Source organism: Pseudopedobacter sp., from assembly GCF_040392825.1.
GTDB lineage: Bacteria > Bacteroidota > Bacteroidia > Sphingobacteriales > Sphingobacteriaceae > Pseudopedobacter.
This window is the reverse complement of the sequence record NZ_JBEBVH010000169.1, coordinates 1-8,943: the sequence shown is the minus strand read 5'-3', so window position 1 is coordinate 8,943 and position 8,943 is coordinate 1. Positions and strand designations below refer to the sequence as shown.

Sequence of the window (8,943 nt, the reverse complement as noted above, 5' to 3'; positions counted from 1 at the left end):
TAGTTAGTTAGTTAGTTAGTTAGTTAGTTAGTTAGTTAGTTAGTTAGTTAGTTTTTGCTCTCAATATTATATAAGTATTATTTTCGCTGTTTTTAATAATAAATGTTTACGAAAGAAGAAGCGTCAGCAATAAAAAAAGAGTTCTGGCATAAATTAGCACAGCAATTAGAAAATAGAAGATCTGCATCTGGTAAGCGAATAAATTGGGTTAATTATAAAACAGGTGTCAGAGATATTTATTTCAGAATGGAGGCCGATAAGAGAACGGCTTCCATAAGTATTGATCTGGGACATGAAGATATAGGAATACAGGAACTTTTTTATGAACAGTTTCTGGAATTTAAAACTTATTTACATAATATACTGGGAGAAGAATGGGATTGGGAGCTTCATGGGACAGATACAATAGGAAGAACAGTTTCTAGAATTTCCAAGACCCTCAATGAAGTTAATGTATTCAATAAAAGAGATTGGGATAAGCTTATTTCATTTCTGAAGCCACGAATCATTCTTTTGGACGAATTCTGGTTTGATGCCAAAGATAATTTTGAAGCTTTGAAATAAGCCACCAAAATATTTAGCAAGGCATGCTTTTGGTTCAACAAGTGATGTAACCAAACAGGCCAACAATGTATGAGAAGTTAATCTCTCTTTTATTTCTCGCTTATTTATCCTTAAACCATGCTTTTGCTTATAAACCAAAAATGGTCTATGTTGAAGGCGGCATTTTTGTTATGGGGAATCCAGGGAAGGAAATTTCTCAAACTGTAGAGGTAAATAATTATGCTATATCTGTTTTTGAGATTACAGTTGCCGAATATCAATTATTTGCTGAAGAAAAAGGCCAGCCAATGCCTCCGCCACCTCCATGGGGCTGGAAGATGAACCATCCTATTGTAAATATCACTTATCATGAAGCTGTAGCTTATTGTGATTGGCTAAGTGAGAAAAATAATTCAACATTTAGATTGCCAACTGAAGCAGAATGGGAATATGCTGCAAGAGGAGGAAAGCGAAGCCGAAATTATAAATTTAGTGGTTCTAGTAATCCGAGCAGAGTAGCCTGGTTTCGTATAAACAGTGGAAATAAAACCTATGCCGTTGGTAAGAAAAAAGCGAATGAATTAGGATTGTACGATATGAGTGGAAATGCCTGGGAATGGTGTCTAGATTGGTTTGGACCATATTCTATGATACAATTGATTGAGAATCCGGTAGGACCAGCTGAGGGTTTGGGCAGAGTCGTAAGAGGTGGAGCAGCAGATAGGCTCTCACCTTATTGTAGGGTAACCAGGCGTTTGGCAAGTTATGCCGATTGCAGAAGTTCTTTTAATGGATTTAGAGTGGTCGAAGTTGTAAATTAAGTGTTATTTAATAGCAGGGGCTTTCGCTCAAATTTATATTTTTGTTTCTCGCTTTAAGAACTAAGAAAGGCGGCTAAAATAAAAATATGGGATCAAGAAAAAACTTTACTACAGGTTCTCCATGGGAGGATATTATAGGTTATTGTAGAGCTGTAAGAATAGGCAATACTATAGAAATCGCTGGTACAACAGCAGCAAAAGATGCCGAAGGGAAAGCTATCGAAGGTTTATATAACCAGACCAGAGCCATTTTGGAAAAGCTTTCGGGTGTGTTGCAAGATGCGGGAGCTTCTGTAAATGATGTGGTTAGAACAAGGATGTTCCTGACAGATATCAGCCAATGGGAAGAAGCCGCTAAAGCTCATGGCGAAATTTTCAAGGATATAAAACCTGTAACAACTATAGTTGAAGTTTCAAAACTGATAGATCCCGAGATCTTGATAGAAATTGAAGTAACCGCTATCCAGGATTAAGCCACTCAAAATATTTGAAATAGAAATTTTTACATTGAGCGGAGTGAAATATGCCTTCACCGCGATGTGAGATATTTAGCTCCGCTGTTTTGGTAAATCAAGCGTTTACGGATTAAGGATTTCTGATAGTGAGAATGTGCTTAGCTTAACTCGCTATACTATGGAATACATAAACTTTTTAAAATAAATTGATTGGAATTTTACAGTCTTATATGAAACACTTTTTACTTGTTATTTCTCTTTTTTATATCACAGAAGCGTATTCTCAAAATTTGGTCTTTAATGAAATTGGTTTCAGTCTAAAAGCAGAAGATAAGGAAATGATTGAGAAATTGGCAAAATATGAAGTCAAGATATTTAATGGCCTGTTTATAAATAGTTTGAATGACAGCCTCAGAATTAATGTGAACCTGTATGGTAAAAATAAAGATTTTAGGGCGGTATTAGCGGAAGGAAAGATGAAAGGGTTTACAGAATCTGGTTTTTACAGCTCGTTTACTAAGCAGTTGCATGTTTTGTATTTAGAAAAGAGAGATATTGAAACCATACTGCATGAGATTAGCCATGCGCTAATGCACCATAACTTACAAAGATGTCCGAGGTGGTTTAACGAAGGTTTAGCAGAATTTCTGGAATCTATAGAGATAGGAGATAACTTGAATCCACAGGTGTACATGCAACATCATCATATTAAATATGTGAGAGAGGCGAACCAAAACCAAGAGCTTGATATTTATAGCCTTTTAATGTCAGGGAATGAACCGTGGACACATAAAAATAATTTAAACTACCTATATGCAACTTCTTATGGTGTTATTTATTACATTATCAAAAAAGATCCGCATTTAATAGGAAAAATGGCCATGATGATGAAGCAGGGAAAATCTATACAATATATATTTGAAGTTTTGTTTGGCGGTATAGACAAATTTGCATCGGGTTTTAAGTTCTATTACAGGTAAGCCACAGATAATGCTGATCGTAGGTCATACATCTGTATGGAGGAGATTTCTTACTTTTCGTTAGGATATTCGAAAATACCCTTACATCTTTAAAGAAGAAATCCCCATCTTAAAAGGTATAAAACTTATCGAATTATTAAACAGAAATCTCTGGTCCAAAAATCATTATCTGTTTTGATTTCTAAGCACTTTAATCTGATCATGTGAGAGTTTAAGCGAATGTTTTTGCTCGGTAAGTATTTCCCGGATATATTCTGGTATATTCTCATCTTCCAGAGCGGTTTCATAGGCTCTTTGAGCAACATCTTCACCATATTCACAACTTTCTAAAATTGCTTTTCGGTCTGAACCTGTAAATGCACTTTTTATTTCCATCCAGCTTCGATATATTTTTCCTGCTGTAGAAGTTCCCAACTGGGCATTTTCGCCTTTTACTTCCAGTTCTTCCATGAGTTGGTTACGGAAGTTATGACTTTCTTTAATCATATCTGCGAAGATGGCTTTTAAGTCGGTATTACCTTCATCAGAAAGCTCATGAATAGCTTTCTCATAACCCTTAATACGGTCATTATTAATTTTTACCAGGTCGGTCAAGACCATAGTAGCTTCCTCTGAAATTGTTTTCATAGTAATTTGTTTTTGATAGATGAAACGTCTTACGTTTAATACAATTACTGTTCCAAGAAACAATGTTTAATAGATGGAGAATAGAGAAAATTTTAATGGATACTTTCGTTATATCCGTTCACAAGTTATTACGGTGGGTATGCCTTTATAATTGATGGTGAAATATAAGTAAGTATCCCCGCCATCAGCAATTTTTAGTTTTTTCTTCAGATCGTCCGGCTTTAGCATAAAATTTCTGACAATGATATTTGCTTTTTTAAAATTGTTTGTGGATTGAAAAGATTTAAAGCTTTGATGTGACTTTACCCTCAGGGTTCGTCCAGGGAAATCAGTTAGCAGTTTATCCGAAGTGTATAAGTGCGAGTGTTGATTTAGCTTGGTTATTTCAAAATATAGAGATAAGCTTTTAAAAAGTCCGGCTTTTAGTAAAGAGGCATCTGGTTCGTACAAATAATCTTGGATATCTCCGTGTTCAACAACCAGGTCTTTCTCTCTGCCATAATCGAATGTATAAACAGAGAATTCGGTTTGTTTGGAAGTTAGTACCGCACAATTTAACTGAACGGGTTTAGTTGACCCGTTATTCTCCATAACAAATAAAAGCTCTTTGCATTCATTATTTAAACTAACTATATGGACTTCTGTAACTGAATTTAAATGTTTTAGGGCGGAATCTACATCCAGCATTGGTGCCACCTTGATTATTACTTTTTTAGCCTTTTTCAGATAAAGGTGCTGATGTTTGACTACATTAGGTTCACAATCTTCCAATAAGAACACTCTTCCATTTTCGGATCTTCGGGAAGGATCTGCATAGATCACATCTACACTATCAATCTCTTTTAATTTTTCTAAACTATCACCAACATAAAGTTCAATATTATCCAGATTGAAAACTTTTGTGTTATGTTTTACAATAGCAGACAGGTGTGAATTTATTTCGCAATGGATCACTTTAGAAGCCACTTTTGCAAAATAAAAGTCGTCTACTCCGAAACCACCTGTTAAATCTATAACAGATGAATTCGGTGCTATAAGTGTACTTTTATAATAAGCTGTACTTTCTGATGAAGTTTGTTCTAAATTTAATTTAGGTGGATAAACAATATTTTGTGTTTTATACCAAAGCCGTAATTTTTTTTGTATAGCTCTCTTGGATTGAATCTGTTCGGCAAGTTCCTGGCTTTTAACCGTTTTAAATGGCGATTTTTTCAGGACAATTTTCCTGATATCGTCATTTAGATGAGTGTTGATATAATCTTGAACATCTTTATCGAAAAGTGCTTCGTTAACCATCTTTTCCTAACTGTTTTTTACGATAAATTGTGCGTTGCTACGGCTTTTTTGCTCTAAAATGACATTTGAGGAATCGACATACTTTAAAATCGTTTCATCATCAAAGTTTCTTATGGTGAACAGCTCTAAATCCAGATTATATCTGAAAGAAAAATCTGCCTGAATTATTGACTTCAATTTTTCAAATTTTTGTAAATCCTGATCTATACAAACCGAAAAAGTGAGCGCCGATATTTGCATCATGTTAATGTGGATCTGAGTTTCCGAAAAGGCATTAAAAATATAACTCAAATGCTTTTCGCTTATAAATGCATAATCTTTACTGCTGATACTCAATAGCTGTTGGTTACTTTTGACTATGATAGAAGGAGTGTGAGTAACCGAATCGGTTTCCTTTATAACCGTTCCTGTGTCCTCTGGTTGAAGAAAAGGTTTTACATAAAGCGGTATGTTCTTGTTTTGTAGTGGCTTAATGGTTTTTGGATGAATAATACTCGCACCATAATAAGTCATTTCTATAGCATTTGCATAAGAAAGTTCTTCGAATTTTATGGCTTCGGGAAAGCGTTTGGGATCTGCGTTTAATATTCCAGGAACGTCCTTCCAAACCACCAATTTCTCTGCATTTAAACAACTGGCAAAAATTGCTGCACTGTAATCAGAACCTTCTCTGCCTAATGTAGTGGTGAAATTTTCTGAGGTATTACCTATAAATCCTTGGGTAACTATGATTTGATTTTTCAGAATAGATGGTAATTGATTCTCAATTAATTCTGTAGTTTTACTCCAGTTAACATGGGCTTCTCTATAGGTGTTATCTGTTTGAATAAAAGACCTTGCGTCGACCCACCGGTTATTAATGTCTATAAAATTGAAATAATGACTTACTATTTTAGAAGATAACAGCTCCCCAATCGATACGATTTGGTCGTAAATGAAATTGTAGGAATCTTGAGGTTCATCTTCAATTGTCCATTCTATCTCTACAAAAGTATTGTTGATATCGTCGTATACTTTAGTATATTTCTTTTCGAATAATTCGTCAATAATATCAAAATGGTATTTCTTAATATTCTTTAGATTTTCGAACACGCTCTCATTTCCGCGGTAATAGTTGTTAGTTAACTCTTCTAAGGCATTTGTTGTTTTTCCTATTGCAGAAACAACAATGAGCAAATTATCTGAAGCCGAATTTTTTACAATTTCGGCCATGTTTTTTATGTTTTTTGCGTCTTTTACGGAAGCACCACCAAATTTAAAAACCTGCATTTATTCTATTTCACGTAAGTTGCTAAAATACTCCTGGGATTAATAATATCTTTAATTTTTGCGTAGGGAATTAATAAATCTGTAGTTCCAAATGCGTAAGCTTTAATTTCGTAGGGATTATACGTAAATAATAAGCCTTTGTCTGTTATCAGGAAGTTATTATTCAAAACAAACTTGCCGTTTTCAAAGAAATAGTTTTCTTCCAAAGATTGGTCGGGGCTTAATTTTTCATCTTCTCTAAAGATTTCTTCCCCAACAGTAACCAGCTTTTGATATTGGTTTGGAAGCAATAAATCTTCTAATTTTAAAGCTTTGTTTTCTTTTGTCAGGTAATTAAAATAAGAAGTAGTCTCTAAGCCATGTGCACCACCGGTATAACTGTAGTTATTATGAGTAAAAGTTATTAAATTCGGTTTGTTATCATTTACTTTTAACGTCTGAATCCATTGGTAGCCTCCTACAGCTTCAGGAAACTCCTTTCGGAATTTAACGAATTCTGTGATAAATGAATCAGCCAGAATTTCCAGTTTCAGGTTCCCTTTATTAGAAATATCGTTAGTAATGATTTTATTGACGAACTTTTGAACTTGGGGGGAGTTAAACTCTGGATAAGAAGCTTTTACATAAGCTCCACACGTATCTTCCTTACATTCTGTAGAACTCTTATAAAAGGAAATCATTTTAAACGAAACACTGTCGCTATTATTAGCATTCGATTCTGCTTTCGGATTTTGGTCACATGCTGCAAAAAGTAGCATTACACAAAAAAAATATCCTAAAAATAAGTTTTTCATATTAATAATATTTGTTTTTTACTTAAAGAGGCATTAAGCCAGCCAGCTTCTGTTTCTGCTGCATATTTCCGATAAAAATTTAGCGCGGGTTCGTTCCAGTCCAGTACCTGCCAAACCATTCCCTGATAACCTTTTTCCTTAGCTTCCTGTATTACCCGTTCAAAAAGCTTTGTACCAATACCTTTACCTCTATATTGCTCTGTTACTATAAAATCTTCTAGATATAATCTGCAGCCTTTCCAGGTAGAATAACGGATATAATATAATGCAAAACCATAAATATTATCATGTTCCTCATAAACAAATGCCTTCCAAACCGGATTTGCACCAAAGCCAGCGGCTCTAAACTCTTCTAAAGAAACCGTAACTTCCTCTGGTGCCTTTTCATAAACAGCCAATTCATAAATAAGTTCTAAAAGTCTTTCACAGTCCCTTTCTTCAGCGTATCTAATCATTTTTATACTAGTTCACTCATTAAAAATTCGTTAGTTTATTTAGTGAAGATAACACTTTAGGCTTCTTTACTGTCTTCTGTATTTTTAAAGTGTTTGATAACTCTTTTACCAAAAATATCGCTTCCAATTCTTACCATAGTAGAACCCTGGTCTATAGCGATATTATAATCAGACGACATTCCCATAGAAAGTTCCCTGAAACTATCATCTTTTCTGAAGAAGCTCAATTTAATACCGTCGAATAAAGTCTTTAGCTCGTAGAACTCTTCTTTTATCTGTTTTTCGTTATCTGTATTCGAAGCTATTCCCATTAATCCGGAGATTTTTACATTTTTAAGTTCTGCAAACTCATCAGATCTCAATAATTCAATTACTTCGTCAAAGCCTAATCCAAATTTGGTGTCTTCATCCGCAATATAAATTTGCAGTAAGCAATCTATAATCCTGTTATTTTTTTCGGCCTGTTTATTTATTTCCTTCAGTAATTTAATGCTATCAACGGAATGAATAAGGCTAACGAAAGGCGCTATGTATTTAACTTTATTAGTCTGAAGGTGACCAATTAAGTGCCATTGTATATCTTTTGGAAGATGCTCGGCTTTGTCGGCCATTTCCTGAACCTGGTTTTCACCAAAAATTCTTTGTCCGGCATTATAAGCTTCCAGGATATCTTCTATAGGTTTGGTCTTGGATACAGCAATTAATTTGACATTTAACGTCTCAATCTCGTTTTTTAATCTTTTTATATTATCGGTAATGCTCATTAATGCTTAATTTTAGCGTTTTAAATTGTAAAAATACGAATGAAAAAACTATTGGCTCCCTTTTGCCTGTTTATTTTTTTATATGCTTGCTCTGATAATGCTTCTCCGAATAAAATAATAACTAAGGACAAAATGTATAACGTATTAATAGATATGCATTTAGCCGATGCCAGTTTAGATTATATGTCTACTTCATACAATCAGGACAGTATGTTAATCAATGCAAAGGCGAAATACGATTACATTTTTTCTAAATATGGTATAGATTCGGCCATATTTAGTGAGAGTCTTGCTTATTACAGTAAAAATAAACCTGCAGAAATTGTAAAAGTTTATCAGAACGTAATAGACAGTTTGGATAGGTTTAGAGATAAGCTAAGCAAAAGCGATACTGCTTTTGAAATTCCAGTACAGACTATTTTTCCTGATACTATTTATTATCAAATCAATTTGCCTTTTGTAATAGATAGTAATCTTTTGAAAAAAAGGATAAAAGAAAATAAAATTAAAACAGATACTTTAAATAAGAAATCTATATCAGCCTCATTAGATACTGCAAAATCTGTGGAAAATAAGTTAAGGAAGAAATAGATCTATTAATTAAGCGATTAATGATTTACCCACAAAATAGTATAGAAAAACTCGGTTTTGAAGAGATAAAACAAGCGATCAAAACCTATTGCATTAGTGAGATGGGAGTAGACATGGTGGATAAAATCAGGTTTATGACCAATTTCGATCAAATTACAAAGTTCTTAAGACAAACCAGTGAGTTCAAAACAATTATAGAAACGGATGAAGCTTTACCTATCCAGAGCTTCTATGACATTAAAAAACTATCTGATAAAGCTAAGATTGAAGGTACGTTCTTAACTGAAGAGGAATTTTTTCAGGTTTATAATTCCCTGCAAACGGCCTTTGCCGTGATTAAGTATTTTG

General features: G+C 33.9%; 11 protein-coding genes and 1 pseudogene. 6 read left to right on the top strand and 6 right to left on the bottom strand.

Going from position 1 to position 8,943, the window contains the following annotated elements:
- Positions 1-102: 102 nt before the first annotated feature.
- The 4 genes from ABWO41_RS12220 (at position 103) to ABWO41_RS12205 (ending at position 2,799) form a co-directional block, all read left to right on the top strand.
- The gene (locus ABWO41_RS12220; RefSeq protein ID WP_353138199.1) at positions 103-564 is read left to right on the top strand and encodes a DUF4268 domain-containing protein; all 462 of its coding nucleotides are present in this window, start codon (positions 103-105) and stop codon (positions 562-564) included.
- Positions 565-629: 65 nt separating this feature from the next.
- Positions 630-1,364: a formylglycine-generating enzyme family protein gene (locus ABWO41_RS12215; RefSeq protein ID WP_353138196.1), complete on the top strand. Its 735-nt coding sequence runs from the start codon at positions 630-632 to the stop codon at positions 1,362-1,364.
- A gap of 86 nt (positions 1,365-1,450) precedes the next feature.
- Complete coding sequence (locus ABWO41_RS12210) at positions 1,451-1,837, top strand: RidA family protein (protein ID WP_353138193.1); 387 nt, start codon at positions 1,451-1,453, stop codon at positions 1,835-1,837.
- Positions 1,838-2,049: 212 nt separating this feature from the next.
- A complete protein-coding gene (locus ABWO41_RS12205) occupies positions 2,050-2,799 on the top strand; it encodes a DUF1570 domain-containing protein (protein ID WP_353138190.1) in 750 nt (249 codons plus the stop codon).
- A gap of 165 nt (positions 2,800-2,964) precedes the next feature.
- Here the strand turns inward: ABWO41_RS12205 and ABWO41_RS12200 are convergent, their stop codons facing one another.
- The 6 genes from ABWO41_RS12200 to ABWO41_RS12175 form a co-directional block, all read right to left on the bottom strand.
- On the bottom strand, positions 2,965-3,426 hold the full coding sequence (locus ABWO41_RS12200; RefSeq protein WP_353138188.1) for a PA2169 family four-helix-bundle protein: 462 nt from the start codon (positions 3,424-3,426) through the stop codon (positions 2,965-2,967).
- A 108-nt stretch (positions 3,427-3,534) separates the two neighbouring features.
- On the bottom strand, positions 3,535-4,722 hold the full coding sequence (locus ABWO41_RS12195) for a class I SAM-dependent methyltransferase (protein WP_353138184.1): 1,188 nt from the start codon (positions 4,720-4,722) through the stop codon (positions 3,535-3,537).
- 6 nt (positions 4,723-4,728) lie between these two features.
- Positions 4,729-5,991, bottom strand: a complete 1,263-nt coding sequence (locus tag ABWO41_RS12190; protein WP_353138182.1) for an aspartate kinase — start codon at positions 5,989-5,991, stop codon at positions 4,729-4,731.
- 5 nt (positions 5,992-5,996) lie between these two features.
- Entirely contained in the window at positions 5,997-6,785 is a 789-nt protein-coding gene (locus ABWO41_RS12185) for a DUF3298 and DUF4163 domain-containing protein (protein WP_353138179.1), read from the bottom strand.
- Positions 6,782-7,240 (bottom strand): GNAT family N-acetyltransferase, encoded by a 459-nt coding sequence (locus ABWO41_RS12180; protein WP_353138176.1) that lies wholly within the window; start codon positions 7,238-7,240, stop codon positions 6,782-6,784. Before ABWO41_RS12180 ends, ABWO41_RS12185 begins: the two co-directional genes overlap by 4 nt.
- Positions 7,241-7,296: 56 nt before the next feature.
- Complete coding sequence (locus ABWO41_RS12175) at positions 7,297-8,004, bottom strand: YggS family pyridoxal phosphate-dependent enzyme (protein ID WP_353138173.1); 708 nt, start codon at positions 8,002-8,004, stop codon at positions 7,297-7,299.
- A 39-nt stretch (positions 8,005-8,043) separates the two neighbouring features.
- On the opposite strand from ABWO41_RS12175, the gene ABWO41_RS12170 reads away from it, so the two are divergent.
- Together ABWO41_RS12170 and ABWO41_RS12165 are read left to right on the top strand one after the other, a co-directional pair.
- The gene (locus ABWO41_RS12170; RefSeq protein ID WP_353138170.1) at positions 8,044-8,595 is read left to right on the top strand and encodes a DUF4296 domain-containing protein; all 552 of its coding nucleotides are present in this window, start codon (positions 8,044-8,046) and stop codon (positions 8,593-8,595) included.
- A 20-nt stretch (positions 8,596-8,615) separates the two neighbouring features.
- Positions 8,616-8,943, top strand: a pseudogene (locus ABWO41_RS12165) (endonuclease MutS2); the annotation flags it as partial.

Bases quoted from the DNA above. Each gene is read 5' to 3' on its own strand.
- ABWO41_RS12220 (WP_353138199.1), top strand. From the start codon at position 103: ATGTTTACGAAAGAAGAAGCGTCAGCAATAAAAAAAGAGTTCTGGCAT.
- ABWO41_RS12215 (WP_353138196.1), top strand. From the start codon at position 630: ATGTATGAGAAGTTAATCTCTCTTTTATTTCTCGCTTATTTATCCTTA.
- ABWO41_RS12210 (WP_353138193.1), top strand. From the start codon at position 1,451: ATGGGATCAAGAAAAAACTTTACTACAGGTTCTCCATGGGAGGATATT.
- ABWO41_RS12205 (WP_353138190.1), top strand. From the start codon at position 2,050: ATGAAACACTTTTTACTTGTTATTTCTCTTTTTTATATCACAGAAGCG.
- ABWO41_RS12200 (WP_353138188.1), bottom strand. From the start codon at position 3,426: ATGAAAACAATTTCAGAGGAAGCTACTATGGTCTTGACCGACCTGGTA.
- ABWO41_RS12195 (WP_353138184.1), bottom strand. From the start codon at position 4,722: ATGGTTAACGAAGCACTTTTCGATAAAGATGTTCAAGATTATATCAAC.
- ABWO41_RS12190 (WP_353138182.1), bottom strand. From the start codon at position 5,991: ATGCAGGTTTTTAAATTTGGTGGTGCTTCCGTAAAAGACGCAAAAAAC.
- ABWO41_RS12185 (WP_353138179.1), bottom strand. From the start codon at position 6,785: ATGAAAAACTTATTTTTAGGATATTTTTTTTGTGTAATGCTACTTTTT.
- ABWO41_RS12180 (WP_353138176.1), bottom strand. From the start codon at position 7,240: ATGATTAGATACGCTGAAGAAAGGGACTGTGAAAGACTTTTAGAACTT.
- ABWO41_RS12175 (WP_353138173.1), bottom strand. From the start codon at position 8,004: ATGAGCATTACCGATAATATAAAAAGATTAAAAAACGAGATTGAGACG.
- ABWO41_RS12170 (WP_353138170.1), top strand. From the start codon at position 8,044: ATGAAAAAACTATTGGCTCCCTTTTGCCTGTTTATTTTTTTATATGCT.